Annotated in this window: 28 protein-coding genes; 18 read left to right on the top strand and 10 right to left on the bottom strand. The window is 63.5% G+C overall.

The window, feature by feature from the left end; translation table 11 throughout:
• Positions 1-57: 57 nt before the first annotated feature.
• Both GU3_RS16570 and GU3_RS00570 read right to left on the bottom strand, forming a co-directional pair.
• A complete protein-coding gene (locus GU3_RS16570) occupies positions 58-1,026 on the bottom strand; it encodes a putative metalloprotease CJM1_0395 family protein (protein ID WP_014290608.1) in 969 nt (322 codons plus the stop codon).
• A gap of 141 nt (positions 1,027-1,167) precedes the next feature.
• On the bottom strand, positions 1,168-3,387 hold the full coding sequence (locus tag GU3_RS00570; RefSeq protein ID WP_014290607.1) for a TonB-dependent receptor domain-containing protein: 2,220 nt from the start codon (positions 3,385-3,387) through the stop codon (positions 1,168-1,170).
• A gap of 376 nt (positions 3,388-3,763) precedes the next feature.
• On the opposite strand from GU3_RS00570, the gene GU3_RS00565 reads away from it, so the two are divergent.
• From GU3_RS00565 to GU3_RS00515, 11 genes are all read left to right on the top strand, one after another.
• Entirely contained in the window at positions 3,764-4,384 is a 621-nt protein-coding gene (locus GU3_RS00565) for a PepSY-associated TM helix domain-containing protein (protein ID WP_014290606.1), read from the top strand.
• A 12-nt stretch (positions 4,385-4,396) separates the two neighbouring features.
• Positions 4,397-4,882: a DUF2271 domain-containing protein gene (locus GU3_RS00560; protein WP_014290605.1), complete on the top strand. Its 486-nt coding sequence runs from the start codon at positions 4,397-4,399 to the stop codon at positions 4,880-4,882.
• A 1-nt stretch (position 4,883) separates the two neighbouring features.
• The gene (locus tag GU3_RS00555) at positions 4,884-5,693 is read left to right on the top strand and encodes a DUF4198 domain-containing protein (RefSeq protein WP_014290604.1); all 810 of its coding nucleotides are present in this window, start codon (positions 4,884-4,886) and stop codon (positions 5,691-5,693) included.
• A gap of 11 nt (positions 5,694-5,704) precedes the next feature.
• On the top strand, positions 5,705-6,004 hold the full coding sequence (locus tag GU3_RS00550; RefSeq protein ID WP_014290603.1) for a hypothetical protein: 300 nt from the start codon (positions 5,705-5,707) through the stop codon (positions 6,002-6,004).
• A complete protein-coding gene (locus GU3_RS00545; protein ID WP_014290602.1) occupies positions 5,991-6,473 on the top strand; it encodes a DUF6162 family protein in 483 nt (160 codons plus the stop codon). The genes GU3_RS00550 and GU3_RS00545 overlap by 14 nt, the downstream gene beginning before the upstream one ends.
• Positions 6,470-7,351 (top strand): metal ABC transporter solute-binding protein, Zn/Mn family, encoded by an 882-nt coding sequence (locus GU3_RS00540; protein WP_014290601.1) that lies wholly within the window; start codon positions 6,470-6,472, stop codon positions 7,349-7,351. The genes GU3_RS00545 and GU3_RS00540 overlap by 4 nt, the downstream gene beginning before the upstream one ends.
• Positions 7,351-8,046: a metal ABC transporter ATP-binding protein gene (locus GU3_RS00535; protein WP_014290600.1), complete on the top strand. Its 696-nt coding sequence runs from the start codon at positions 7,351-7,353 to the stop codon at positions 8,044-8,046. Before GU3_RS00540 ends, GU3_RS00535 begins: the two co-directional genes overlap by 1 nt.
• On the top strand, positions 8,046-8,924 hold the full coding sequence (locus GU3_RS00530; protein WP_014290599.1) for a metal ABC transporter permease: 879 nt from the start codon (positions 8,046-8,048) through the stop codon (positions 8,922-8,924). Before GU3_RS00535 ends, GU3_RS00530 begins: the two co-directional genes overlap by 1 nt.
• A complete protein-coding gene (locus GU3_RS00525; protein ID WP_014290598.1) occupies positions 8,921-9,706 on the top strand; it encodes a metal ion ABC transporter substrate-binding protein in 786 nt (261 codons plus the stop codon). The genes GU3_RS00530 and GU3_RS00525 overlap by 4 nt, the downstream gene beginning before the upstream one ends.
• Before the next feature lie 228 nt (positions 9,707-9,934).
• Positions 9,935-11,983, top strand: a complete 2,049-nt coding sequence (locus tag GU3_RS00520) for a TonB-dependent receptor domain-containing protein (protein WP_014290597.1) — start codon at positions 9,935-9,937, stop codon at positions 11,981-11,983.
• Between the two features lie 253 nt (positions 11,984-12,236).
• Positions 12,237-13,157: a LysR family transcriptional regulator gene (locus GU3_RS00515; RefSeq protein ID WP_014290596.1), complete on the top strand. Its 921-nt coding sequence runs from the start codon at positions 12,237-12,239 to the stop codon at positions 13,155-13,157.
• A 49-nt stretch (positions 13,158-13,206) separates the two neighbouring features.
• Here the strand turns inward: GU3_RS00515 and GU3_RS00510 are convergent, their stop codons facing one another.
• Positions 13,207-13,620, bottom strand: coding sequence for a low molecular weight phosphatase family protein (locus tag GU3_RS00510; protein ID WP_014290595.1), 414 nt, complete (start codon positions 13,618-13,620; stop codon positions 13,207-13,209).
• Between the two features lie 218 nt (positions 13,621-13,838).
• Between GU3_RS00510 and GU3_RS00505 the strand changes: the two genes are divergently transcribed.
• The 4 genes from GU3_RS00505 to GU3_RS00490 are packed head-to-tail and all read left to right on the top strand — an operon-like array spanning position 13,839 to position 17,679.
• Positions 13,839-14,771 carry an iron-siderophore ABC transporter substrate-binding protein gene (locus GU3_RS00505; RefSeq protein ID WP_041542815.1) on the top strand — a complete coding sequence of 311 codons (933 nt, stop codon included), beginning with the start codon at positions 13,839-13,841 and terminating at the stop codon, positions 14,769-14,771.
• Positions 14,771-15,787 carry an iron ABC transporter permease gene (locus tag GU3_RS00500; protein WP_014290593.1) on the top strand — a complete coding sequence of 339 codons (1,017 nt, stop codon included), beginning with the start codon at positions 14,771-14,773 and terminating at the stop codon, positions 15,785-15,787. The genes GU3_RS00505 and GU3_RS00500 overlap by 1 nt, the downstream gene beginning before the upstream one ends.
• An 18-nt stretch (positions 15,788-15,805) precedes the next feature.
• Positions 15,806-16,867, top strand: a complete 1,062-nt coding sequence (locus tag GU3_RS00495) for an iron chelate uptake ABC transporter family permease subunit (RefSeq protein ID WP_041542813.1) — start codon at positions 15,806-15,808, stop codon at positions 16,865-16,867.
• A complete protein-coding gene (locus GU3_RS00490) occupies positions 16,864-17,679 on the top strand; it encodes an ABC transporter ATP-binding protein (RefSeq protein WP_014290591.1) in 816 nt (271 codons plus the stop codon). Before GU3_RS00495 ends, GU3_RS00490 begins: the two co-directional genes overlap by 4 nt.
• Positions 17,680-17,681: 2 nt before the next feature.
• Here GU3_RS00490 and GU3_RS00485 read toward each other — a convergent pair whose 3' ends face one another.
• Both GU3_RS00485 and GU3_RS00480 read right to left on the bottom strand, forming a co-directional pair.
• A complete protein-coding gene (locus GU3_RS00485; RefSeq protein WP_014290590.1) occupies positions 17,682-18,665 on the bottom strand; it encodes an NAD(P)/FAD-dependent oxidoreductase in 984 nt (327 codons plus the stop codon).
• Positions 18,666-18,667: 2 nt separating this feature from the next.
• Positions 18,668-19,042 (bottom strand): thiol-disulfide oxidoreductase DCC family protein, encoded by a 375-nt coding sequence (locus tag GU3_RS00480; protein WP_014290589.1) that lies wholly within the window; start codon positions 19,040-19,042, stop codon positions 18,668-18,670.
• A 150-nt stretch (positions 19,043-19,192) separates the two neighbouring features.
• Here GU3_RS00480 and GU3_RS00475 point away from each other — a divergent pair, with 150 nt between their 5' ends.
• Both GU3_RS00475 and GU3_RS00470 read left to right on the top strand, forming a co-directional pair.
• Entirely contained in the window at positions 19,193-19,963 is a 771-nt protein-coding gene (locus GU3_RS00475; RefSeq protein ID WP_041542811.1) for an EAL domain-containing protein, read from the top strand.
• A gap of 39 nt (positions 19,964-20,002) precedes the next feature.
• A complete protein-coding gene (locus tag GU3_RS00470) occupies positions 20,003-20,980 on the top strand; it encodes a sensor domain-containing diguanylate cyclase (protein ID WP_014290587.1) in 978 nt (325 codons plus the stop codon).
• Positions 20,981-20,989: 9 nt separating this feature from the next.
• Here GU3_RS00470 and GU3_RS00465 read toward each other — a convergent pair whose 3' ends face one another.
• From GU3_RS00465 to GU3_RS00455, 3 genes are read right to left on the bottom strand one after another with little or no spacing between them, the layout of a single operon-like run.
• A complete protein-coding gene (locus GU3_RS00465; protein WP_014290586.1) occupies positions 20,990-21,871 on the bottom strand; it encodes a pirin family protein in 882 nt (293 codons plus the stop codon).
• 55 nt (positions 21,872-21,926) lie between these two features.
• Positions 21,927-22,718, bottom strand: coding sequence for a PhzF family phenazine biosynthesis protein (locus GU3_RS00460; RefSeq protein ID WP_014290585.1), 792 nt, complete (start codon positions 22,716-22,718; stop codon positions 21,927-21,929).
• A gap of 24 nt (positions 22,719-22,742) precedes the next feature.
• On the bottom strand, positions 22,743-23,150 hold the full coding sequence (locus tag GU3_RS00455) for a GFA family protein (RefSeq protein WP_041542809.1): 408 nt from the start codon (positions 23,148-23,150) through the stop codon (positions 22,743-22,745).
• A 68-nt stretch (positions 23,151-23,218) separates the two neighbouring features.
• Here GU3_RS00455 and GU3_RS17205 point away from each other — a divergent pair, with 68 nt between their 5' ends.
• Positions 23,219-23,359 carry a hypothetical protein gene (locus tag GU3_RS17205; protein ID WP_158308458.1) on the top strand — a complete coding sequence of 47 codons (141 nt, stop codon included), beginning with the start codon at positions 23,219-23,221 and terminating at the stop codon, positions 23,357-23,359.
• A 13-nt stretch (positions 23,360-23,372) separates the two neighbouring features.
• On the opposite strand, the gene GU3_RS00450 is transcribed toward GU3_RS17205, so the two are convergent.
• Together GU3_RS00450 and ytfE are read right to left on the bottom strand one after the other, a co-directional pair.
• Positions 23,373-25,673, bottom strand: coding sequence for a nitric-oxide reductase large subunit (locus GU3_RS00450; RefSeq protein ID WP_014290583.1), 2,301 nt, complete (start codon positions 25,671-25,673; stop codon positions 23,373-23,375).
• On the bottom strand, positions 25,666-26,343 hold the full coding sequence (ytfE, locus tag GU3_RS00445) for an iron-sulfur cluster repair protein YtfE (RefSeq protein WP_014290582.1): 678 nt from the start codon (positions 26,341-26,343) through the stop codon (positions 25,666-25,668). Before ytfE ends, GU3_RS00450 begins: the two co-directional genes overlap by 8 nt.
• Positions 26,344-26,420 lie beyond the last annotated feature (77 nt).

Here is a 26,420-nt window from a genome sequence, read left to right as displayed (position 1 = left end):
AGTATGCGCAGTTGGAGCACCGGCGGTGCCCGGCCGTGATTGAGTGAATGACGCCGGTTATTGAACCCGGTAAATGTCACCAAAGTTTGTCAGGGTGAGACAAAGTGCCACGGCAGCAGGGAAAAGCGGCCATGCCGCTGCCGCGCTCAGGCCAGGCCGATGAGCGCCCGGGCCTGGTGCTCGGCGGTGCGGCCGTAGACACCGGCAATCACCTCGTTGCGGTGTTGCATCTGGCTGCGGTTGTCCGCCGTGGAAGGAGACGGGCTGGTGGCATGCGGCTCCGTGGCCGCAGCCGGCGCCTGGCGGGGTTCGCCGGTGCGGGCGGCCGGGCCTTCGCCCTGAGCGGTATCGCCCCTGCTGTGTGCCTTGGGGGGTGTCGCGCTGTTGTTCCCTGAGCTCGGCCCTGGCCTCGGCCATCAGCTGTTCGGCCTGGGCGGCGGCGCTGCGATCGGCCTGGGAAGGCTCGGCCGGTGCCAGGGCGGCGGCCTTGATCTGCTGCATTTTATCAATGGTGGCTTGGGGGTCACCCGGCACCGGCGACATGTCGACCTGCACCTCGCCTTCCACCGCATACTGCTTGCCGTCGGGACCGGTTTCATATTCATAGCTGGGCGAGCCCGCGTGCTGCCCGCCCACGGCGGCGTGCTGCTGCTCATGGGTGCGCACTTCCTGATCCCGCAGCTTGAGATCGTTCAGCTCCAGCACCTCCTGCTCGCTCATGGGCTCGCCGGAGGGCTTGCTGGGGCGGGCCGAGGCCTCGGCGGTTTGCGGGTCGTCTTCGGTTTGGCCCGCCTGTTCTTCGGCTGCCTCGGTGGGAGCGGTTTCGTTGCCGGTTTTTTGGCCCCGGGCATCGTACAGGGCAACATCGTCGTTGCCGCGCTCCCGGCGTTCGTCGTGGCCGGCAAAGGCATCGGGCTCGGCGGCCGGGGTCACCCGCTCGCGCTGGTCGTTGTCCTGACGTGGCTGGGCGCCTGTGAGGGGCGTCGGGGCAAACAGCGGATCATTGAGCCGGTGGTCGATGTTCATGGGCACTCCGAATATCAATGCGCGGGCCGGGTGGCTGGTTCGTTTGAGACGTTCAATTATTCACCATAACGGCAGGCAGGAAAAGGCGCAAACGAAAAAAGGCCCTTCAGAGAGGGCCATACAGCAGGACTTGAACAAGGTTTAAAAGCGGATATTGGTGGACAGCCAGAGGCGGCGGCCTTCTTCCAGGGTGCCGTCGGTGGAGCGGCCGCTCTGGGTGTAATCGGATGCCCAGTCGGCACCGTTGTTATAGAAAGTACCGGTGGTGAAGTCCTTGTCGAGCAGGTTATAGATGGTGGCGTTCAGGGTTACGTTGTCGGAGACCTGGTAGGAGCCCCCCAGATGGAGCAGCTCATAGCCCTTGATATCGCCAACCGCGTCGAACAGGGCCTGCTGATCGGGGTCCAGGTTTTCACGCTTGCTGAGGAAGCGGGTGCGATCGCTGCGGTACTCGCCCTGCAGCCACAGGGTCAGTTGCTCGGTGGTGCTCCAGCTCAGCTTGGCATTGAGCATGTGTTTGGGGGTGTTGGTCAGGGGCTCGCCTTGATCCTTGCCGCTCTTCTGCTCGCTGTCGGTAAAGGTATAGTTGCCGGACAGTCGCCAGTCCGGGGCGAATTGCCAGCCGGCGGCCAGCTCCAGGCCCTGGGTGACGGCCTCGTCGACATTGACCTTTTGTGAACAGGTACCGCCGGAGTTGCCGGCGCACAGCGGATCGTTGATGGAGTTGCCCTCGGCAATCTTGTCATCGAACTGGTTATGAAACAGGGTGGCGTTGGCGTTGAAGCCGGCCAGGTTGTCGTAATAGGCGCCGATTTCGGTGCTGGTGGTGGTTTCCGGCCGCAGATCCGGGTTGCCGATGGTAATGGTCGAACCCTGACCGCTGATGCCGTTGATGCCCTCATGCAGATCGTTCAGGCTGGGGGTCTTGTAACCCCGGCTGACGCCGCCCTTCAGGGTCCAGTTGTCGCTGGCGGTCCACACCAGGTAGCCGCGGGGGCTGACATGGCCGCCAAAGGCGTCGTGATGATCGTAGCGGGCACCCAGGGTCAGGGCCAGATCGTCCCGCAGCAGCCATTCATCTTCCCCGAACAGGGCCCAGGAAGTTTGTTCGAAGGTCTCGGTGGCGATGCCGTCTTTCAGCTCGGCATCCTGCCACTGGCCGCCGACGGTGGCGATATGGGCCTCGCCGATGGGGGCCACCAGCTTGCTGTCGATCACCAACTCGGTGGCTTTCAGTTCCCGATCGTTACCCACAATGATGGAGGGAAAGCCGTCATAGCTGCTGTCAATGGGCTTGAAGCTGGACTGACCGACCCGTCCGCCAGGAATGGTACGACCCAGGGTTTCGGTGGTGTTATGGGTAATGCTGCTGTCCAGCTTGCCAAAGCCCAGGCGGGCGGTGTGCAGCAGGGCCAGCTGATCCCGCTCAAAGCGCAGCTCGTCCTTATAGCCATTGGCCTGGGTGGGTTCGTCAGTGGAGCAGCCGTCGGTCGCGCTGCCACCGCCCTTACCGTCCAGGTTGCCCAGCTGGCAGTCGTCATTGTTATAGACCTGCCGGCCCCGCTCCACATCCAGGGAGATATCGTGGTGTTCGTTCGGGGTCAGGGTCAGGCGGCCGCCCAGGGTGTAGTTGCGGCCTTCCACCGGTGAAACGCCGCGTTTGTTGACGGTACTGCCGTTGTCAAAGGTCAGATCGGAAGCGGCCCGGTCAAACACGCTGCCGCGCACCGCCAGCCCCAGTTTGTCTTCCATCAGCGGGCCGCTGGCATAAAAGCTGGTCTTGCTGCTGTTGCCGTAGTCGCGATCCTGCTGAAAGGTGTGGTCCAGATCCAGGGAGCCGCTCCATTCGTCGGCCACTTTTTTGGTGATGATATTGATCACCCCGCCCATGGCATCGGAGCCATACAGGGTGGACATGGGGCCACGGATCACCTCAATGCGCTCAATGGCGGACAGCGGCGGCATAAAGCTGGTGGAGGTGTCGTTAAAACCGTTGGGGGTGGCGTTGCCGGAGGTATTCTGGCGGCGGCCGTCGATCAGGATCAGGGTATATTCGCTGGGCAGACCACGCATGCTGATATTCAGGCCCCCGGTCTTGCCGGTGCCCTGGCGAATATCAATGCCTTCCACCCCGTCCAGGGCCTGGGCCAGGTTGCCGTAGCGCTTCTGCTGCAGTTCCTGCTGGCCGATAACGGTAATGCTGGCCGGCGCGTCCTTGACGTCCTGTTCAAAGCCGGCGGCGCTGACCACCACGGTATCGAATACCTGGGTGGACTGGGCCTGAGCGGTGCTGACGGCAACGGCGTTCAGCAGCACCATGGAAATGGCGCTGGCGAGGCGGCTGGGGGCGGGCATGGGCATTTCAACTCTCCTGTACAAAGATGCCGGCTGGCGATAAAAACAAACTTGCTAATGAGAATGGTTATCACAAGCGTAAGCATTGTAGGGAAAGAGTTCCCGAACAGTGAGAAAAAAAGATGGTACAAGCTGTTCCATATTTTGGAACAAGACGTCAGCGAACCGCGAGCAGTCTCTTTGTGCCTTGGTGTTTTTTAATTTTAATTTATAAATCAATTATTTATTTTTATTTCTTAAAGTGGGCGCTGCTTATCACCAGGGCATTTCGGCTTCCACAGAGCAGTTTTCATATTCTAAATAGAGTTGACAATTATTCTCATTGGCAAGATCATCCCGGCGTTTCCGAACATTCGAACCCGCGCGGAGTGCCGTTCTTTCCATGTCCAGCCCGTCTACCCGTTTTTCCCAGGCTCCCCGCTGGGTGCGCCCGGTGCACACCTACAGCTCCATGCTGATGCTGCTGATCATGCTGTTTTTTACCGTTACCGGACTGACCCTGAACAATCGTCAGTGGCTGCCCGAGGCCGCGCCCGAGCAAGAAGCCGAGCTGGTGCTGCCCGGGCCGCTCGCCACCACGGCGCTGTGGCAGCAGGATCCCATGCTGGCGGCAGGTCAGGTGTGGCAGTGGCTCAAAACCGAGCAGTCACTGGCCGGCGGCGAGGTGCGCCTCGACTGGTCCGCCGACGAGGGGGTGCTGTTTATCGACCTCAAACAGCCCGGCGGCTACAGCCTGGCCGAGGTGATCCCAGAGGAGGGTGCCGTGTTGCTTACCCGCCGCCATTACGGCTGGATGGCGGTGCTCAACGATCTGCACATGGGCCGTCATACCGGCTCGGCATGGGGCTGGTTTATCGATTTGTCCGCCGTTGTCATGCTGCTGTTTACCCTGACCGGCTTTTGGCTGGTGCTGCCCATGCGGCGCAAGCGCGGCCGTTTGCTGGCCGCCACCGGCCTGGGCACGGCGCTGATGGCCGGCCTTTACCTGCTGATCCTTTACTGAGCGGAGATGTCCATGAACAAGCCCCTGCTGGCCCTGATGCTGTGTGCCGTTCCGGCCATGGCGCAACCGGTAAACATTGACCTCACCCTGCCCGAGGGCAGCGGTGGCAGCCACTACCGGCCCTATGTGGCGGTCTGGGTGGAAGATGCCAGCCAGCAGGCGGTCAGCACCCTGGCGGTGTGGCGCAAGGAAGACGACTGGCTGAAAGACATGCGCCGCTGGTGGCGCAAGGCCGGCCGTTACGACCAGGGCGAGCTGGACGCGGTCACCTCCGCCACCCGCAAGCCGGGGCAATACCGGCTGAGCTGGGACGGCACCGATCAGGCCGGTGAGCCGGTGGCTGCCGGCAAATACCGCATTCATGTGGAAGCGGCCCGGGAGCACGGCAGCCGCAGCCTGGTGAGCCAGGTTATTGAACTCGGCGGCGAGCCCGCCCGTTATCACTTGCAGCCCACGGAAGAGCTGGGCGACGTCATCATCAGCACAGGAGCACAATAACGTGAACAAAATAAAGGCCTCTATCGCCGCCCTGGCCCTGCTGGCCGGCAGCGCCAGCGCCCACCCGCTGTGGATGCTGCCCAGCGAGTTCAGCCTGTCTACCGATGAGGCCAAGTGGATCACCGTGGATGCCACCGCCTCCCATGGCGTGTTCAGCTTCGACAAGCCGGTCGGGCTGGATTACGTCACCATCTACAACCCGGCCAACGAGCCCGGCCGCATCGGCTCCTACTTCAAGGGCCAGCGCCGCAGCGTGTTCGATCTGGAGCTGACCGACAGCGGCACCTGGAAGGTGGAGCTGCGTTCACCAGAGCGTTACTTCACCCATTATGTGGTGGGCAAGCGCAACACCCAGCGCCGTGTTTTCGGCAACAAGCAGGAAGTGCAGGAGCAGCTGCCCGAGGCCGCCCGCGAGGTGACCACGGTGGCGGTGCAGACCATCAGCGCCTTTTACGTCACCAAGCAGGCGCCGTCCCGGGAGGTGCTGCAAGTCACCGGCAAGGGCTTTGAACTCGACGCCCTGACCCACCCCAGCGACATTGTGGTGGGCGAGAACGCCGGGTTCCGCTTCACCTTCAATGGCGAGCCGGTCAAGGATCTCAAGGTGGAAGTGGTGCCCTACGGCACCAACTACCGGGATGACCGCCGCCAGACCGAACTGGTTACCGATGCCAACGGCGAGGTGTACTTCACCCCCGAGCAGGGCGGCCCGCACCTGCTGAGCACCAGCCTGCGCCGGTCCATCGACAGCCCGCTGGCGGATCAGGCGGGGGTGAATTACCTGCTCACCTTTGAAGCCATGCCCGAATGAGGAAACCTCCCATGATGCGAGCCCTGTTACTGTGCGCGGGGCTGGGGCTGGCGGCCCCGGCGTTGGCGCACTACCCGGTGATGGACTGCAGCCGCGACGGCGAGACCGTGGACTGCCGCGTTGGCTACAGCGACGGCACCCTGGCTACCGGCGCCGAGGTGGTGATGTACAGCTATGACGACGAGGAAATCGCCCGCGCCAAGGCCGATGCCCGCTCCGAGGTGCATTTCTCCTGGAGCGAGCAGGAGTTTTACATTCAGTTCGACGCCGGCCATGAGCAGCCGGCGGAATTCGATTATGTCGAGCTCTGAACTAAAGGCAGCCAGCCTGGAGCGGGTGCCGCCCAATGACGGCCGGCGCGAAACGCTCTGGGTCATGCTGACCCTGGCGCTGGTGCTGCTGGCGGGGGCAGCCGGCATCGCCTGGCGCCAGCATACCGCCACTGCCGCCGCCCCGCACACCGAGCTCAACCTTGAGGGCAGCCGGCTGCTTACCGAGCTGACCATCGCCGCCGAGGAAATTCGGTTTATGACCCCGGACGGCGAAGCCTGGCCGGGGCTAGATGAGTTGAGCGAGTCAGGTATCCCTCCCTTTGATCGGCCTGAGCTGGTCTGGCAACAGCCGGAAGCGGCCTGCTACCTCACCACAGAGCCCACCACGGGCGCGGCCTTTGCGCTCTGGCTGGCGCCGCAAGGGGGGCTGTTTTACCACGCCGGTGGCGAGGATCTGCACCATTGCCGGGATCTGGCCCACTGGACACAAATGGATAAACCACAATGAAACAATGGCTATTGTTTTGCGCCGGCCTGCTGCTCACCTTTAACGCCGCGGCCAAACACCTGGTGGTGGGCATTACCCTGCATCCTTATTACAGCTATGTGAGCAAGGTGCTGGGCGACAAGGGTGAAGTGCTGCCGCTGATCCAAAGCGGCTTCAACCCGCACAGCTACGAGTTGCAACCCTCGGATCTCAAGCGCCTCTCCCGCATGGACGCCCTGGTGCTCAACGGCATCGGCCACGACGAATTCGCCATGCACGCCCTGCAGGGGCTGGAGTTGCCCAACCTGACGCTGATAAAAGCCAACCAGGATTTGCCCCTGCTCGGCGGCGGCAACGGCGACAACAACTACAACCCGCACACCTTTGTGTCCATCGACGCCGCCATTCGTCAGCTCTATACCATAGCCCGGGAGCTGGGCCGGCTCGACCCCGACAACGCCGAGGCCTTTCAGGCCAACGCCCTGGCCTATGGCCGCGAGCTGCGCGCCATGAAAAACCGCTACCGGCGCGAATTGCTGGAGCTGGACTTGTCCGGTATCCGCATTGCCAGCACTCACAACGCCTACGGCTACCTGCTGCAGGAATTCGGCATCGGTATCGACACCGTCATCGAGCCGGCTCACGGGGTGGAGCCCAGCGCCAGCCAGCTACAGAAAACCATCGACCGCATTCGCGAGGCCAATATTCACCTGCTGTTTACCGAGCTCGACATGGAAAACCGTTATGTCGACACCATAGAGCAGGCCACCGGCATTCGTATTTATCACTTCTCTCACATGACCCACGGCGATTATGACCCCGAGCTGGTCAGCCGGGAGATGGAGCACAACCTGCAAACCCTGGTAAAGGCGCTGCGTTTTGCCGCCGGGGAGGCCTGATGGGACCCGGCATTACCCTTGAGCGGCTGGCGCTCAGCCTGAACCGGGTGCAAATTCTGGCGCCGGTATCCGGCCATTTGGAAGCGGGCCGGCTGCACGCCATTATCGGCCCCAACGGCGCCGGCAAGTCGTCGCTGATGAAATGCCTGCTGGGGCTGCTGCCCCATCAGGGGGAGATCACCCGGCACTGGCCCGGCCGCCCCGGGCCGCTGGCCTATGTGCCCCAGCTGGCGCGCTTTGAGCCCTCGCTGCCCATTACCATTGAAGAGTTCATGCTCACCACCCTGAGCCGGCGGCCGCTGTTTGGCCGCTCGCGCCGCCACTGCCGGAATCGCATCCTTGCCTTGCTGGCCCGGGTGGGGCTGGAGCACAAGCTGCACCTGCGCCTGGGCCAGCTGTCCGGGGGCGAGCGCCAGCGGTTGCTGTTTGCCCAGGGGCTGGAGCGCGACAGCAAGCTTTGGTTTCTGGACGAGCCCATGACCGGCCTCGACCGCGAGGCAGAAGCCCTTATCAACCGGGAAATTGCTGCGCTCAAGGCCGCCGGCGCCACCCTGCTGGTGATCCACCACGACCTGGACTGGGTGCGTCGCTTTGCCGACCAGGTCTGGCTGATTGACGGCGGCCTGCGGGCCCATGGCCAGCCCCAGCAGGTACTGCCGCACTATGCTCAGCCCGCACTGGAGGCCTGCGCCTGATGGAAACGTTGCGACAGGGCGTGCTGGCCCTTTATCAGCACGGCTGGCTGCCCGAGATGTTTCAGTATGCCTTTCTGACCAACGCCCTGGTGGCAGCCCTGGTGATGGGCCCGCTGCTGGGGGCATTGGGCCCCCTGGTGGTGGTCAAGCGACTGGCGTTTTTCTCCGAGGCGGTGGGGCATGGCGCCCTCACCGGAGTGGCGCTGGGCATTTTGCTGGGCGAGCCGGCCACCCAGCCGCTGGTGGCGCTGTTCAGCTTCTGCCTGATGTTCGCCCTGCTGCTGCACTGGGTAAAGAGCCGCACCCAGGTGCCTTACGACGCCCTGGTGGGGGTGTTTCTGTCGTTCGCCATCGCCCTGGGGGCGGCGCTGCTGCTCTATGTGGCCAAGAAGGTGAACGTGCACATTCTGGAAAACGTGCTGTTCGGCTCCATTCTCACGGTGAAGGACACCGACATCCTGGTGCTGACGGTGATCGCCGCCCTGGCGCTGGGGCTGATCTGGCGCGGCGCCAACCGGGCGCTGCTGGCCAGCCTGTCGCCGGAGCTGGCCCAGACCCGGGGCATTAATGTACGGCTTCATGACTACCTGTTTATTGTGCTGATCGCCCTGGTGACGGTGGCCTCGGTCAAGGTGGTGGGGGCCATTCTGGTGGGTGCCCTGCTGCTGATCCCCGCCACCACGGCGCGTCTGATAAGCCGCAACGGACGGCAGTTCTTCTGGCTGTCGGTGCTGTTTTCCACCCTCAGCTGCCTGCTGGGCATAGTGGTGCCCATGGCCGGCGCCCTGCCCATTCCCTCGGGGGCGGCCATCGTCATGTTTGCCGCCGCCGGCTTTGTGCTGGCGCTGGTACTGCGTCGTTGGAGAAACATCGAATGATAAAAAAAGTCTGTCTGTTATTGCTGCTGTGTCTGGGCCCCGGTGCCCAGGCCGCCGAGCCCGGCCCGGTGCTGGCCACGGCGGTGCCCGTGCTGCATGCCCTGGGGCAGTCGCTGATGCAAAACACCGGCGTCGAGGTGGCTTACCTGCCGCCCCGGCGCCTGCCGGTGAACCGCATTCCCGGCTGGCTGGGCAAGGCCGATGCCGCCAGTCTGCCCGACGCGACCGCGCTGCTGACCATCGAGTCGGTGTGGCCGGCGCTGTCGGCCTACCCGCTGCTGCGCCAGCGCAATATCGCGGTGATCCCGGTGGATGTGGCGCAGGAGCTGGCGCCACAGGGCGCTCAGGTGAGCCTGAGGCCCAACCTCTCCGAGCCGGATTATTTCTGGCTCGACACCAACAACCTGCTGCTGATGACCAATGTGGCGGCGCGGGATCTGGCCCGCATCTGGCCCGAGCAGGCCGGAAAAATCGAGACCAACCGGCGGGCGCTGCAACGGCATATTCAGCGCCAGTCCCTGGCCATGGACGAGCTGCTGTTTAACGCCAACATCGGCGCCCTGGCCACCGACGACGAGCGGCTGGTGCCGCTGGTGATGGGGCTGGCGCTGCCGCAAGTGAGTAGCGAACGGGCCGATTTGCGCCTCGGTGCCGGCAAGGGGAGCAGCGAGCCCGGCCTGTGGCGGCTCACGCCCCTGGCTCGCCCCGGCAAGGGGGATCTGACCGCCTGGCTGAGCGAACTGACCGCCGGCCTGGAGCACACCCTGACCGCCACCCCCTGATTTGAATTGCCGGTGTCCGCCATGGGGGGGCACCGGTTTTTCCCTTTTATTTTCAGACGTTTTTGCCTTTTCTGTGTTTGTTCCGTTTTTTACAACACCTTGTTGCAATACTTTCCATTTGAAACCCAATGATAATCATTATCATTGGTTGTCGCCGCAGTGCATGGCTGCCGGCAGACACGCTTCATCATGGAAAACCAATTACGTTGTTATCAAGGAGTCAACGACATGTCCGAGCCTTTTAACGCTTCCGCTTCCTTTACCCGCACCGCGCTGAGCAAGGCGCTGGGCCTGGCATTACTGGGAGCGGGCAGCGCTGCGGTGGCCGACGAGTTTACCGCCCTGGATACGGTGGTGGTGACCGCCGCCGGCTTTGAGCAGAACATTGCCGAGGCGCCCGCCAGCATCTCGGTGATCAGCCGGGAAGAGCTGCAGAAAAAGGCCTATACCGACATCACGGACGCGGTGAAAAACATTCCCGGCGTTTATGTCACCGGGGGCGGCAAGGCCCAGGACATCAGCATTCGTGGCATGGCGCCGGCCTACACCCTGTATCTGGTGGACGGCAAGCCGGTGTCTGCCGGTCGTTCGGTCAATACCAACGGCAGCGATGGCGGCAAGCAAATCGCGTTGCCGCCCATCTCGATGATAGAGCGCGTGGAAGTGATCCGCGGACCCATGTCGTCACTCTATGGCTCCGAAGCCATGGGCGGCGTGATCAACATCATCACCCGCAAGACAGAGGGGGCCTGGAGCGGCACCATCAGCAGCGATTACACCAAATCGTTCAACGAGGTCAGCAACGATGCCCGGCAGGTGAACCTGTTTGCCGGCGGCGCCCTGATCCCGGGGCTGCTCGCCGCCCAGATCAACGGCAGCTGGCAGGGGGCTGATGAAAGCGACTTTGCCGGTGGCGATGACGGCGCCGCCAGCACGCCGGACAGCACCCGGACCAAGGGCGGCGTCAAGCTGATACTGACCCCGGACGAGGCCAACGAGATTGGCCTGGCCTGGGACACGGCCGCCCTGGATGAAACCGCCACGCCGGGCAAGAGCATTGGCTTTACAGACGGCAGAGGCAACCCCACAGAGGCCTCGACCTACACCTATCACAAGGATGTTTACCAGTTGTCCCATGATGGCCGCTATGGCGATCTGATGCTCAGCAGTTATCTGCAGCACGATGTATCGGAGCAGGTACAGGATCTGACCAAGCGGGAAGAGGTCACCATTTTCAACACTCAGGGCAGCTATTTCTGGCGTGATCATGTGCTGACCCTGGGGGGCCAGTACAAGTTTGAAGACTTTACCGACGAAACCAATGGTCTGCTGGCCAGCGGGGTGCCCGGCGCCGTGGCCCAGGTGGATCGCTGGATTGCGGCCCTGTTCGCCGAGGCCGAATGGTCGCTGACCGACCGGCTTAACCTGACCACGGGCCTGCGCTACGATGATGACGAGCTGTTTGGCGGTCACCTGTCCCCACGGGCTTACGTCACCTATCTCCTGACCCCGGAGTGGACCCTGAAAGGCGGTGTGTCTACCGGCTACAAGCAGCCGGGGCTGGCCGAGGCCACCGAGGGCTTTGGTCGTCGTACGGGTCGAGGTACTGCGTTGATCATAGGCAACCCGGATCTGCAGCCGGAAAAGAGCACCAGCTATGAGGCCGGCTTTGTTTACCAGAGTCAGGAGCTGGGCTTGAATTCCAGCCTGATGGTGTTCCGTACCGAATTCAAGGACAAAATTGCCGAGGATCGTGTCTGTCAGAATGGTGATATGGGAGATCAATCCAGCTGGACTTGTCAATTTAACGGCAATGACTATTGGTTTCTCAGTGAACGCAAAAATATTGCGGAAGCTGAAATGCAAGGGGCCGAGCTTAGCCTGGATTACGATCTGACCCGGGACCTGCACCTGAGCTCCAGCTACACCTATACCGAGTCGGAGCAGAAGAGCGGCGAGTTTGCGGGTGAGCCGCTGAATAAAATTCCCGAACACATGGCCAATGCCAGCCTCGACTGGCAGAGCAGCGACCGGCTCAACCTCTGGGCCCAGGCCAACTACCGGGGCGAGACCAGCGATTTTCTCAGCCGTACCAGCATGAGCGACGGCACACCCGGTTACACCTTCTTCGATGCGGGCCTGGTCTATGCGCTCACGCCGGGCACCGATCTGACCGCCGGCATTTACAACATTGCCGACAAGGAAGTTACCAACGAGACCTACGGCGCCGTGCTGGACGGTCGCCGGGTCAACCTGGGGATCCGCATCGACTTTTGATCTGCGGCAACGCCTGTGAGTGCGCCGAGGGTTGCTTTCGGGGTAGCGGGTTCTCCTGCCGGTTACCCCGTTTTTTTGAACGGCCACCGTCGGTAGACTCTTAAACCATTCTCATTTCATTTATCAAGGTTGCCCGCTTGCGATAGGATGGGAGCGGTATGTTCCATAATCCGGAACATCCTGGCTTCGCCACCCCGCGGCCGCTTTCGCACGATTCGGAGCGGCCTTGTTTCATTTGTTTCATGGTATCGCTATGCAGGATTTACTGGAGCTGGAAGGGTTTGCGACCGTCATGGCCTGCGGCAGCCTCACCGAGGCCGCCCGTCGCCTGGGCTTGCCCAAATCCACCCTGAGTCGGCGCCTGAGCCAGCTTGAAGCGCGCCTGGGGCAGCCCTTGTTGCTGCGCCGGGGTAACCGCTTGCAGGCCACGGAAGCGGGGCTGTTGTTTGAACGCTACAGCCGGCAGATATTGCGTCTGGCCGAGCAGGGGCGCCAGGCCATGGAGGATTTGCGTGAAGAGGTCAGCGGCGAGCTGGTGGTGCGGGTGCACAGCAGCTGTGCCCGGGGCTGGTTTCCCCAGGCGCTGGAGCGTTTTCTGGCGGATTATCCCGGTGTGCGTATTTCCCTGCATACGGAGCACCGGCCGCCTGAAACCGGGGAAGGGCAGGGCGAGATCTGGCTGTGGGTGGGCCCGGATCCGGATTGTGGCCTGCGCCACGAGGTACTCTGTTACTGGCCCTGCCGGCTGTACGCCAGCCCGGATTATTTCGCCGGACAACGATTGCCTGCCCATCCGCGGGAGCTGGCGGCCCATGCCTGGGTGGACTGGCTGGGAGAGACCGGAGAGGGGCTGGTGCTGCGCCACGGCAGTGAAGGGGAATATGCCTTTCAGCCGCCGCCATCACGGCTGACGGTAGACAACTACACCCTGCAGCTGGATGCCATTGCCCGGGGCCAGGGCATAGGTGTGCTGCCGGTGCGCTTTGCCGAAGGATATCAGAAGGCCCATCCGGGTCGTTTACTGGCCTGTTTGCCCGAGTGGCGGCTGCCGTCGTTGCCGGTCGGCCTGCTGTACTCCTTCGGGCGGCAGCCCAAAAAGAGCACCGCCCTGCTGGCCTGCCTGCGGCGCGGGTTACCCGATGAGTGGCGCAACCCTCACGGCGAGGGCGGTTAACGGCGCCGTGGCGGGGCCATGGTTGTGCCAGCCTGGCCGCCGGGGCGCCTTACCACAGGCTTTTTTCCTGCCGATCCTGGACCAGCACCAGCAACTTGATGCGCTCGTAAATTTCCTGGGCCAGGCGGGTGGCGTCGGCCTGGGAGTCACAGGGGCTGTCGGTGAAATGCCAGGCCATGTGGCGCGCCGCCGGCACCGCCTGAGCGGCGGGCTCGGCCGGTTCGCACAGGCTGATGACAATATCGAAATACTCGCCTGCCACGGCGTCCAGCCCCTTGCTGCTGAGCCTGTCGGTATTGACGCCCAGCTGGTGCAGGGCGGCCAGGGCGTGGGCGTCGGTCTGGGCGGGCTCCACGCCGGCGCTCATCACACGATAGCGATCGGCCGCCAGGTGGTTGAGCAGCGCCTCGGCAATGGGCGAGCACACCGCATTGCGGTGGCAGACAAAAAGCACGGAAGTCATGGCGAGGTCGGTTTCCTTAATAATGCGCTCATCTTATATACGGACCTTTTCATGTCAACGCCGCTGTCATGGGCATGTCACAAAAATCATGGTGGCGTGACCCATCCCCTGTTCTGCAAATTGCAACGGCATGTTCACCATTCACGCTTAAAAATAACAACGCAAACCATTATCATTGGTGTTGTTTGGAGTGATTCCCCGTATCGTCGAGAGGTGTTATGTCAGTAAAAATGGTTATCCGTGCCGCTGCCTTGTTGGCCGGTCTGCTGGCGGCTCAGGCTCAGGCCGGCATGCGCACGCTGGAAACCCGGTATGGGCCCGTCACCCTCGACGGCGAGGTCTCGCGGGTGGTCACGCTGTATGAGGGCGCGCTCGACAGCAGTGTGGCGGTGGGGGTGACGCCGGTGGGGGCGGTAGCCACCCGGGGCAGTCAGGGGGTTGCCGCTTATATGCAGGATAAGGTCGGTGAACTGGCCATGGTGGCCACGGCCCGGGAAACCAACCTGGAGGCGGTGATTGCACTGCAACCGGATCTGATCCTGGCCTCCTCTTCCCTGCCCGAGGAGCAGTTCCGGCTGCTGTCGGCGGTGGCGCCTACCCTGGTGCCCGCCATTGAGGGGCTGGATCCCGACGCCTGGAAACAGGAAGCGCGGCTCTATGGGCAGGCGCTGGAACGGGAGGAGCAAATGGAGCGGGTGCTGGCCGGCGTTGAACAGCGGGCCGCCGAGCTGCGCCAGCGGGTGCAGCAGCTGCCGGCCGGTGATCGTCAGGCGGTACTGGCGCGCTGGATGCCCCAGGGGCCCATCATGATGTCGACCCGGCTGTTTTCCACCGGCCTGCTGGCGGCGGCCGGGTTTGAGGTGCAGGACGCCGGTATCGTCAAGGCCGATCGCCCCCACAGTGCCCCGCTGAGTCTGGAAAACCTGTCGCTGATGGATGAAGACTGGATTTTTATGGCCACTCTCAACCAGGACGGGCGTGACGCCATGGCCGCCGCCGAGCGGTCTTCCGCCTTTGCCCGCCTGTCGGCGGTGGAGCGGAACCGGGTCATGCCGGTAGACGGCCAGGTCTGGACCAGTGCCTCGGGGCCGCTGGCGGCACATGTCATGCTCGACGACATTGAGCGCATGCTGGAGCGGGCAACAGACTGATGCGTACCAGTGCCCGGGTACCCGCCCAGCGTCCGCTGTCGGTGTTGATGCTGGGCTGTGCGCTGTTGCTGTTGACGGTTTGCCTGGCCAGCCTGTTGCTGGGCGCGGGCGAGGTGACGCCGGGCCAGGCGCTGGCGGCGCTGACCGGCGGCGGGGACGAACGGGCCCGCTTTGTGCTGGCCGAGCTGCGCGGGCCCCGCACCCTGATCGGACTGGTCACGGGCATGACACTGGGGTGTGCCGGTGCTCTGATGCAGACCCTGGCGCGCAATCCCCTGGCCGAGCCGGGGCTGCTGGGGATCAGCGCCGGCAGCGGCTTTGCCGTGACCCTGGCCCTGCTGCTGGGGGCCACCTCGGCCACGCTGTCGGTGCTCGTGGCCCAGCTGGGGGCATTGGCCGGCTGCCTGCTGGTGCTGAGCGCGGCCCGGCTGCAAGGGGTGGGGAATGATCCGGTCCGGCTGGTGCTGGCCGGCGCCACCCTCTCCAGCCTGCTGCTGGCGCTCACCTCCATGGTGCTGTTGTTTGATCAGCGCAGTGCCGATGAAATTCGCTTCTGGATCACCGGCAGCGTGGCCGGGCGGGACTTGGCCACCCTAACGGCAATCATGCCGTCGCTGGCGCTGGCATTGCTACTGGTGCTGATGGTGGCCAGGCCGCTGGCGGCTCTGGCCCTGGGGGAAAAGGTGGCAACGGGCCTGGGCCATCACCCCGGGCGGGTGCGCCTGCTGGCGGTGGTGGTGGTGGCCCTGCTGACGGGCTCGGCCACCGCCGTGGCCGGCCCCGTGCTCTTTGTGGGGCTGGTGGTGCCGTTTGTGGCCCGGGCACTGGCCGGGCCCGACATTCGCCGCAGTTTGTGGCTGAGCGCCCTGCTGGGGCCGGTGATGGTGATCGCCGCCGACACGGGCTCACGGGTGCTGGTGGCACCGGCCGAGCTGCCCCTGGGGGTGTTGACCGCCCTGCTGGGGGCGCCGGTGCTGATTGCGGTAGTGCGCGGTCGTCGCCTGCCCAGACTGTAACTTTCACTCCGAGGCGTTATGAACTCTCCTTCCGTGTCGCTGCCACTGCCCGGCTACTGGATTTTGCGCCTGGGCCGGCGGAATATCAGCCTGCCGGTGTCGCGCCGCGCCCTGGCCGTTAACCTGCTGTTGCTGATCCTGTTGCTGGCCACGGCGGTCGCCAGCCTGGGTCTGGGCACGGTGCGGCTGGGGCCGCTGGAGGTATGGCTGGCGCTGTGGGGAGAAGGGCCGGCGCTCAATCAACTGGTGGTGCGTGAACTGCGGCTGATGCGGGTGCTGGCCGGGCTGGCCAGCGGCGCCGCCTTTGCCCTGTCCGGCTGTCTGATGCAGACCCTGGCCGGCAACCGGCTGGCCACCCCGGGCATCATCGGCATCGACAATGCCGCCACCGCCTTTGCCGTGGCGTCCGTGGTGGGCATGGCTTCTTCTCTGGTGCCTTCCGCCATGTCGCTGATCGGCGCCCTGGTGGCGACCGCCCTGGTGTTTGCCCTGGCCGGTGGCAGCGGTAACCGGGGCCATCGTTTTATTGTGGTGGGCCTGGGGGTGGGGGCCGTTGCCGGTGCCCTGACCCAGCTGATGCTGAGCATGGTGTCCATTGATGATGCCAATGCCGCTTTTCCGTGGACGGTGGGCAGCCTGAACGCCCGCTCGCCCGCGGCCACCATGCTGCTGGGCGCGGGCTTGCTGGCGGGGCTGGTGCCGGCGTTGTGGATGGGGCGCAGCCTGCGCCTGCTGCAACTGCCGGCGGCGGTGAGCCTCAGCCTGGGGGTTAACCTCAGGCGGGTGCGCGCCATGAGCCTGTTGCTGTCGGTGGCCCTGACCGGCCTGGCGGTGGCGGTGGCGGGACCGGTGGGGCTGGTGGCCCTGCTGGGACCGGAGGTTGCCCGCCTGCTGTGCCGTCATCGCGGGGTGCCGCTGTTGGCCTCGGCCCTGGCCGGCGGCCTGCTGATGCTGCTGGCCGATCTGGCCGGACGGTTGCTGCTGGCGCCGCTGGAAATCCCCGTGGGGATGGTGACCGCGGTGGTGGGCAGCCCGTATTTATTGTGGATGTTGTTAACCCCTGACCGGAGCCGGCCATGAATGCATTTACCCCTTTGTCGTCCGTGGTGGCCGAGCCGGCGCTGGAAGCCCGTGCGCTCAGCGTCGGCCATGACGCCACCCTGGTGCTGGACGGCCTTGACCTGCAACTGCGGCCCGGGCGGGTGACCGCCATCGTCGGCCCCAATGGCTGTGGCAAGTCGACCCTGCTCAATACCCTGGGCAGGGTGCTGCGCCCGGCTGCCGGCCAGGTATTGCTGCGCGGAGAGGATATTCGCCGCAAGCCCGGCCGTGAGCTGGCCCGGGAGCTGGCTCTGTTGCCCCAGCACAGCGCGGCCCCGGAGGGCATGACGGTGCTGGATCTGGTCCGGTTTGGCCGCCAGCCCCATCAAGGCTGGCTGCAGCAATGGTCGGAGCAGGATCAGGCGGCGGTGGCCGACGCCCTGGCCGCGGCGGATGTGCTGGAGCTACAACACCGGGAGCTGGACCGGCTGTCGGGTGGCCAGCGTCAGCGGGCCTGGATTGCCATGGCCATGGCCCAGTCCACGCCCTTGCTGCTGCTGGACGAACCCACCTCGGCGCTGGATCTGGGTCATCAGATTGAAGTGTTCGAGCTGATCCGGCGCCTGGCGGGCCGGGGCAAGACAGTGGTCATGGTGGTGCATGACTTGATCAACGCCTGCCGCTATGCGGATGAGCTGGTGGCCATGCACCAGGGCAAGGTGGTCGCCGCTGGCGCTCCCGGCGAGGTACTGACCTCGGCCCTGGTGCGGCAATTGTACCAGGTGGACTGTGACATCATGGCGGATCCGGCCACCGGCAGCCCCATGCTGGTGAATGTGCGCCGTGGCTGAGCTCAGAGGCCGCGTTCGCGCAGCCGGGCCGCCAGCCGGCGGGCACTGGTAAAGGCCGCTTCCACCCGTCCGCCCAGGCACCAGTCGCCGCAGGCGGCCAGCTTGCGCGCCGTATCCAGCACATAGCCCACCGGCTCGCCGTCCACCTCGGTGGCCAGGGCATAGCGCCAGCGGTGCAGTTGCGCTTCCTGCACGGCGTTTGGCGCGACCCCGGTCAGGGCGCAGAATTCGGCGGTGAGCTGCTCGCGCACCGCGTCCTGATCGTCTTCCAGGTGGGCCTCGGCCCAGTCGGCGCTGCTGTGGGCCACCACGGCGCCAACCTCAGGGTTGCGCCCGGGCAGCCGGTGGTTGAAGGCAATCCAGCCCAGGGGCGAGTCGTTCACCTTGGCGGCGTCCCACACCGGCAGATCCCGGTCGTCTACCGTCAGCATCAGGGCGTAGCAGGGGCGCATGCCAAAGCCGGCGTAAGCGTCGGCGGCCAGGGGCAGCAATTCCCGGGTTTGCGGCAGCGGCGCCGAGCTGATTACCCAGTCGAACTCACCCAGCCATTCCCCCTGGTCATCCAGTAGCCGCCACCGGTCGCCCTGCGGCTCCAGGCTTTGCACCCGGGTTTGCAGGGCGATGTTGAGGCCCGGGCTCATGGCCTTGAGCAGGCTGTTCATGGCCGGCGCCGCCACATAGTGGGGCTCGAACCAGGGCCGCTTGTAGGGAGCCTGGTTGGGGCTCAGGGTGGTGATATTGGGCTGCCATGCCACCACGGCGCCGCTTTCCATAAAGGGCGTGAGCAGGGCCTTGAAGGCGCGGGAGCGGGCGGTAAAAAACTGGGCGCCGTGATCCCAGCGCTGCTGGTCGCGGCGACGGCTGGACATGCGCCCGCCCAGCCCACGGGCCTTTTCAAACAGAGTGATGTCGGCGTGCTCGCTCAGTTCCCGGGCCAGGGTCAGCCCGGCCAGACCGGCGCCGATAATGGCAATGCGTGGTGTCATGGTTATCCTTGCTTTGAATTGAGGGTGCATTGTTGTACATGGGGCTGGCGGCGGTACCAGCACAGAAACAGCCGGTACCCCAGGGCCAGCAGCCAGCGCACCGGCGGTAGTTGCGCCAGGCGCGCCAGCCAGGCCAGCCGTGGCACGGTGCGCCACAGGGCCACAAAGGCATTCACGCCGGTGTGCACCTGCTGCCGCTCATCCAGCACATGCAGTTGTTGCAGGCAGCGGGCCGGGGTCAGCCCGGCGGCGGCCAGCTCCGGCGGCTGCTCCCAGAGATTGAGCCAGCGCACCGCCCCCGGCCGGGCGTGCCGGCGGTAAAAGGCAATTTCCCGGTCGCACAGGCCGCAGCGGCCATCGTAAAACACGGTGAGCATGATGAAGCTTCCTGATCAGGCGGGGGATGGATTTTTTTGAGACCGTGGCCGGCGGGGTTTGCTTTCAGTGGTTTTTTCGCGCGCATGCCGGGTGTTTCAGCCTTTACCGCATTACAATAAGGGTTTTTTGACGGCCACAAAGCGGTGAATATGGAGATACCGATACGGATCAAGCAGCAAACCTGCATGGACTGCCTGAGCGGCCAATCCCTGGGGTTTGACATTCGCATGGCGTTTCAGCCGATCATCGACTGGCAGCAGAAAGACATTTTTGCCTATGAGGCGCTGGTACGGGGCCCCGACGGACAGGGGGCGGGCTGGGTGTTTGAGCGCATCAACGACGACAACCGCTATTACTTCGACCAGATATGCCGGGTCACCGCCATTAAAACCGCTGCCCGGCTGGGCTGCGACCGGTTGCTCAGCATCAACTTTCTGCCCAACGCCATCTACAATCCCGACACCTGCATCCGTGCCACCATAGAGGCATCGGAGCTGTACGGTTTTGATCTTAAAAAGATTATTTTCGAGGTGACCGAGGGTGAGCGCATTGTCAGCCAGCAAAAGCTCAAGCGCATTTTCGAGTCTTACGCCCGTTACGGCTTTTATACCGCCATCGACGACTACGGCGCCGGCTTCACCAGTCCGGAGTGGCTGTACAGTCTGCGTCCGGCCATCGTCAAACTCGACATGGGCATGGTGCGCGACATTCACCGGGAGCCGGCCAAACAGCAGCGGCTGGCCGAGGTGCAGCGGGTGTGCGCCGAGCTGGGCGCCCTGGTACTGGCCGAGGGCATAGAAACGGTGGAAGAGCGGGACTACCTGGTGAACGCCGGCGTGCGCTATTTGCAGGGCTACCTGTTTGCCCGGCCCATGCTGGAAGAAATGCTCGATCCTGCGCACATCACGGGATGGGACTGAGCCGGCTGTTGGAAGGAAACTATGGACAGAATCCCTTCAATGGAACTGCTGAAGCTGCAGGCGGAAAACGAGCGCCTGAAGCGCATTGCCGCCGACGCCCGGGAAAAACTAGAGGCGGCCATGGACGGCACCGGCCTGTGCGTGTGGCAGCTGCATGTGCCCAGCGGCAAGCTGATTATTTTTAACCGGCGCTGGGGCGCCATGCTGGGCTTTCAGCCCAAGGAAATTGAAGCCAGTTTCGAGGTATGGAAGGCGCACCTGCATCCGGAAGACCGGGAGCAGGTGCTCAACAACTTTTTTGATCACCTGCACGGGCGCAGCCCGTTTTACGAGGTGCAGCACCGCATGGTGGCCAAGAACGGCACCGTTACCTGGGTGCAGGACAGAGGCCGGGTGGTGGAATGGGACGAGCACAACCGGCCGCTTCGGGTGATGGGCACCCATATCGACATCACCCAGGAAAAGGAGTACGAGCAGGCCCTGTCGCGCCTGGCCCACAAGGATCCACTCACCGGCCTGCTCAACCGCAGCGGGCTGATCGACTCCTTTAAAACCCTCAAGCCGCAGGGCGAGCTGACCCTGTGCTTTATCGATCTCGACGACTTCAAGCAGGTCAACGACACCCTGGGCCACCGGGCCGGCGATAAGCTGCTGATCAAGCTCGCCGAGCGCCTGCGCCGGCTGTGCCCGCCGGAGGTGGTGCTGGGCCGCCTGGGGGGCGACGAGTTCGTGCTGTTGCTGCCCTGGCCCTTGCACCAGTCTCGTACTCAAGGGTTGGCCCAAGCCTGTATCGACTGCCTGGACGAGCCCTTTGAGCTGGACAACGGCGAGGCGGAAGTGGGCATGAGCATGGGCGTGGAAGGGGTGCGTGAACCGGATGACTTTGCCGATGTGATGGCCCGGGCCGACGCCGCCATGTATCAGGTCAAGCGCGCCGGCAAGCGCGGCATGGCCTTTAACACCGCCCCGGTGGCCGGGCGCATTGGCGCGGAGGAACGCCGGCGCCACACCGGCTAGCGCCTTCGGTTATTTCAGTCCGGCAGGCAATGGCGGCGCCGCCATGGGCTCGCCGTCAAACCCCGGCACGTCGCCAAAGCGCGGGCTGCCCGCCTGCCAGTCGGCCAGGGCCTCGGCAATCTCGGTCTCGCTGTGGCCCACCAGGTTCCACCAGATGTAAATCCGCTCCTTGAGCGGCTCGCCGCCCAGCAACAGCACCCGGGTACCTTGCTCCAGGCCGAGTTCAAGCCACTCCTGCGCCGCCCCCAGATACACCAGCTCGTCGGGCCCGGTCCGCACTCCCGCCAAAGTAATGGCGCCTTCTAGTACCAGCAGGCCGTATTCAAACTCCGGGCGCAGCGGCAATTCCAGCCGGGCAGGCTGGTGCGCGTGCAAGTCCAGCCCTACCAGCGGTGAAAACAGCAGGGTGGGGGCCTTGTGCCCGGCGTAGTCCCCCGCCAGCAGGGTAAAGCACACCCCCTGTTGCGACCACATCGGCAGCCGGGGGTAGTGATCAAAGCGGGGCGGGGTATGGCGGTCGGCCTTGGGCAGGGCAATCCACAGCTGGGCCGCGTGCAGTGCTCGCTCGCCGGCCACCGATTCCTCGCTGTGGGCAATGCCCCGGCCGGCGGTCATCAGGTTGACCTGGCCGGGCTGAATGATCTGCTCGTGGCCCAGGCTGTCCCGGTGCAGCACCCGGCCTTTGAGCATCCAGGTAAAGGTTTGCAGGCCAATGTGCGGATGGGGCCCCACCCGCAACCCCGGCTCGCCGGCGGCAAACTGCGCGGGGCCGGCGTGATCAAGAAAACACCAGGCGCCGATCAGCCGGCGCTGGCGAACGGGCAGCAAACGGGCCACCGGAATGCCGCCGACGCTGGCCAGGCGGGCGGGAATATGTTCGGGCTGATTCATAGTGCTCTCCTTGCCAATGCACGTAATGCGATTCAGCATGGCAGCGTCGGTCGCGTTACAGGTAAATTTTGCCCTTCAGGTAAAGGACGCCGTGGCCGGAAACCAGCACCCGGTCTTCCGCCATGACACAGTGCAGCACACCGCCTCTTTTTGAGGCCTGACGGGCCACCAGTTCGGTTTTTTGCAGCCGTTCACTCCAGTAAGGGGCCAGACCGGCATGAATGGAACCGGTCACCGGATCTTCGTCGCCACCATTGGCGGGCCAGAAGTACCGGGAAGTAAAGTCGTACTCTGTGGAAGCTGCGGTGACCACGACATCCAGCGGCGCCAGCTGTTTTAATGATGCGGTGTCATAGCCCACTGCCTTGACGTCGGCCTCACTCTCCATCACGGCAAAATAGGCTTGCCGATTTTTCAGCACCTGCACCGGTTTGATGGTCAGGCCTTGCAGCAAGGCATTCGGCACAATAGAAACAGGTTCCGGCTTTTGATTGGGAAAGCTCATTTCTATCCTGTTGCCTTCCCGTTGCGATACGGTCAATGACCCCACCTGGGTGGTCAGATATTCGATTTCCCCTTTAAGCCCGTATTCGGTAAACAAGACAAAGGAAGCCGCCAGGGTGGCGTGGCCACAAAAGGCGATTTCCGTTAACGGTGAAAACCAGCGGATCTCATACTGGTTGTCGCCTGCACGTCTGATAAAAGCGGTTTCGGACAGATTGTTTTCCAATGCGATATCCTGCATGACGGCGGCGTCGGGCCAGGTTTCCACCGGTACCACCGCTGCCGAATTACCCTTAAAGCGCTGGTCGGTAAAGGCGTCAACAATAAAGATATCGAATTCCATTGGGTTCCCTTTTAAACATGAATGTTACGGCTGTTGCTCATACACGGCGACACCCTCCGGTATGGTGTACCAGTCTTGTTTTTCGCTTGTCCAGACGTGAGCCACCGGCTTGATAATGCTTGTGTCTGTCAGATTTGACGGTTTCAGTTTGATGGTGTCGGGATCTTCCGGATTGAAGTGGTAGATCCGGTTGCCACAGGTCGGGCAAAACTTCGCACCGTTGATGTTGCCGCTGTCTGCGGTTCGGCGCCATTCCTGCATGTTTCCATGAAACCGGATGGCGTCGGCCTTGACCACGGCGGTGATGCTGAAAGCGCTGGTGGAAAGCTTCTGGCACTGCTTGCAATGACAGGCCACCACCATAAGCGGCTCGGAAAGTAATTCGTAGGTGACATTACCGCACTGACATGCGCCGGTGATCGGGTATTGCATTTTTACCTTCGAATGGTCGGGAGATGAATGCTCCCAGAATATGCCTGCCCATTCCGGAAAGCCAGTCCATGTCTGCCGGAGCAGCCAGGGAGCAGGCTGAAACCATAGCCGGCGAACACGGCGGCTACGCCCGCGATCAGGGCAGCTACCAGCAACAGCACTTGGCGGGCATAAAAAAGGCCCCGCCAGGCGGGGCCAAACCAGACTAACAACTTCCAGACTTTACTTCGACATCAGCTCGGGCACGTCGCACTCCTGGGGCTCAATGGCCAGGCTGCCGGCATGGGCGGCGGGCTGGCGCAGGCCGATGATCACCTGCCAGGTCACCGCCAGGGCGCCGACGATAAACACCACGTCACCAAAGGTGCGCACCCAGCGCAGGGTTTGCAGCAGGCCCTGCTGCATAAAGCTTTCGCTGCGGGCATACCACAGGCCCTCGCTGGCGCTGGCGATAAACTGAATGACCCCCACCGGCAGCACGCTGGTGAACAGCATCAGCACCAGGCCGCCGTTCATCCACCAGAAGGCGGTTTTCATCAGCGACTCGCTGAACACCAGGTTGGGGCGAATGTAGCGCAGCACCAGCAGGGCAAAGCCCAGGGCGAGGAAGCCATACACCCCGAACAGGGCCGCGTGGGCGTGAGTGGGGGTGGTGTTCAGGCCCTGAATATAATAGAGCGCCACCGGGGGGTTGATCATAAAGCCCAGCACACCGGCGCCCAGCATGTTCCAGAAGGCCACCGCCACAAAGAACATCAGCGGCCATTTGATGTTTTCCATCCAGGGGGCGCTGTTTTTCAGGCGCCAGTTTTCCCAGGCCTCGTAACCCAGCACCACCAGGGGCACCACTTCCAGGGCGCTGAAGGTGGCGCCCACCGCCATCACCGGGGTGGTGGTGCCGGAGAAGTACAGGTGGTGGAAGGTGCCGGGAATGCCGCCCAGCATAAACAGCGAGGCCGAGGCCAGGCTGGCGGTGGTGGCGGCGCGGCGGGACACCAGCCCCATGCTGCAGAAGATAAAGGCCAGGGCGGTGGTGGCGAACACTTCAAAGAAGCCTTCCACCCACAGGTGCACAATCCACCAGCGCCAGTATTCCATCACCGAGATATGGGTGCGTTCGCCGTAGAAGAAGCCGGCGCCGTAAAACAGGCCGATGGCGGCGCAGGACGCGGTGAGCAGGGCCAGCAGGTTGCGGTCGCCGGGCTGGCGCAGCGCCGGTACCACGCCGCGCAGCATCAGCACCAGCCACAGCACGATGCCGGTGAACTTGCCAATCTGCCACAGCCGGCCCAGATCCACGTATTCATAACCCTGGTGACCCAGCCAGAAGTTGAGGTTTTCGGGCATGATCTGGGCAATGGCCAGGTAGTTGCCGGCAAAGCTGCCCACCACCACCGCCACCAGCGCCCAGAACAGCACGTTCACGCCCAGCGCCTGGTATTTGGGATCCTTGCCGCCGTTGATGATGGGAGCGAGGAACAGGCCGGCGGCGAGAAAGCCGGTGGCAATCCAGAACAGGGCGCTCTGAATGTGCCAGGTACGCAGCAGCGAATAGGGGAACCACTTCGACAGCTCAATGCCGTAGAAATGCTGGCCTTCCACCGTGTAGTGAGCGGTGGCGCCGCCCAGCAGCACCTGAAAGGTAAACAGCGCCACCACCAGGAACACATACTTGCCCAGCGCTTTCTGTGACGGGGTGAGCTTGAAGGTAGTGAGCGGATCTTTGGCCGGGGCCTTGGGCTCGGCTTCGTCTTCCTTGCGCAGGAACGACCAGGCCCACACCAGACCGCCCACGCCGGCGATCAGCAGCACCACGCTGACGATGGACCAGACGATGTTCTCGGCGGTGGGCTTGTTGCCGATCAGCGGCTCGTGGGGCCAGTTGTTGGTATAGGTGGCGTTACTGTCCGGGCGCTCGGTGGCGGCGGCCCAGGCGGTCCAGAAGAAGAAGTTGGTCATGTCGGCCCGGCGCTCGGCGCTGGGCAATGTGTTCTCCTTCATGGCAAAGCTCTGGCGGGTGGAGCGCAGGGCCGGATCGTCACTGAACAACTGATCGTAATAAGCGGCGGTGTCGGCCATGGCCTGCGCCCGGCGCTCCGACACCACCAGCACGTCGGCCTCGGCGTCATAGCCGTTGGTGCGGTATTCCTGCTTCAGCCGGTGTTGCAGTACGGCCTGCTGCTCGCCGTCGAGGTTGGCGTAGGCGGTGCCAAATTCCTCCTGAGCGGCCAGCTCCAGCCAGGTCACCAGCTCCCGATGCAGCCAGTCGGCGGTCCAGTCCGGCGCCTGATAGGCACCGTGACCCCAGATGGAGCCCAGTTGCATGCCACCCACCGACTGCCAGGCGGTCTGGCCGTCGAGAATGCCGTCGTGGGTGGTGAGCAGGGTGCCGTTTTCGGTGACCACCTGGGCGGGAATGGGCGGCGCCACCCGGTACACTTCGCGCCCGAAATAACCAAGAATGGCAAAGGTAATGCCGAGAACCACTAACAACAACAGCCAAAGGCGACGGTAGTTAGCCATGCTGCACCTCCTGGTGTCGGGAAGGAGAAAAGAGAATGTTGTTTTCCAGGTGAATGTGCTGCATCAGGTCGTTTTGCAGCTCTTCAATGCCCGCATACAGCGCCTGCCAGCTGGCGCAGGCATCGGCGGGCAGGGACAAATGGCAGGTCAGCTCCAGCAGTTTGGCCAGCGCCTGACCGTGATCGTCGTGCTCCATGCGCATCACGCTGATGGGCCCCACCGCCTGCGCCCCCAGGCCCCGGCGCAGCATGGGGAACAAAATCTGCTCCTCTTTCTGCATGTGGCTTTCCAGCTCCTGGCGCATTTCTTCCAGGTGATCCGCCAGCCCCTTGGGGCACAGCGGATGCTCTTCATGTACCGCTTCCACCCGGCGGGCCAGCCCGATCAGTTCGGGCAACTGCTGACGGTGCACCTCGTGGTAGCGAGCCAGAATGTGATCGATCAGCTCACCGGTGCCGGCTTCGGCCCAGTTGGTGTCGTCTTCGTTGCGGGCGGGCAGGGCTTCCAGCCGGGCAATGACCTCGGCGCTGTCCAGCCCGCGTTCGGCCAGTGCTTCGCTCAGCAGCACGTTACCGCCACAGCAATAATCCAGCCGGTAATGATGAAATACCCGGGTGGCTCCCGGAATGTCCCGGGCCAGTGTGCCCAGGGAATGGTTGAGCAGGCTCATGATATGGCTCCTTGTTCATGTTACCCTTGGCTCATAAGTGGCAACTTGCGTGCCACTTTTTAAATCATTGATTTAAA

It is taken from the genome of Oceanimonas sp. GK1 (assembly GCF_000243075.1).
In the GTDB taxonomy this organism is placed as follows: domain Bacteria; phylum Pseudomonadota; class Gammaproteobacteria; order Enterobacterales; family Aeromonadaceae; genus Oceanimonas.
The sequence above is the reverse complement of the archived record's forward strand: the minus strand, read 5'-3'. Positions and strand labels throughout refer to the sequence as shown.